Origin of the sequence: Streptomyces sp. SID12488 (assembly GCF_010548275.1) — a bacterium.
GTDB lineage: Bacteria > Actinomycetota > Actinomycetes > Streptomycetales > Streptomycetaceae > Streptomyces.
Genome location: NZ_JAAGLT010000133.1, coordinates 1 through 433 on the forward strand (window position 1 = coordinate 1; position 433 = coordinate 433).

General features: G+C 67.4%; 1 protein-coding gene. It reads left to right on the forward strand.

Going from position 1 to position 433, the window contains the following annotated elements:
- The coding region (locus G3I56_RS42845) for a DUF3152 domain-containing protein (protein ID WP_164418961.1) at positions 1-433 on the forward strand (433 nt) is incomplete at both ends.

Genomic DNA, 433 nt, shown 5'->3' on the forward strand with positions numbered 1-433 from the left:
CAGCTCTTCGCGGAGGCCGTGCACCGCACCCTGAACGACGACCGCAGCTGGGGCCACGGCGGTTCGAAGACCTTCGAGCGGGTGCCGGGCGGCGAAGCCGATTTCGTGATCACCCTCGCCAGCCCCGGCACCACCGGCGTCTGGTGCGCCAAGTCCGGGCTGGACACCACGGTCGACAACGTCTCCTGCCACTCCGCGTCCACCAACCGCGTGATGATCAACGCGTACCGCTGGGCGCAGGGCTCGGTGACCTATGGCCCGGACCAGATGTTCGCCTACCGCCAGATGCTGATCAACCACGAGGTCGGCCACCGGCTCGGCCACGGGCACGTGAGCTGCCAGACACCGGGCGCGCTCGCCCCGATCATGCAGCAGCAGACGAAGTCCCTGGACATCAACGGAATCCAGTGCAAGCCCAACCCCTGGGTATTTC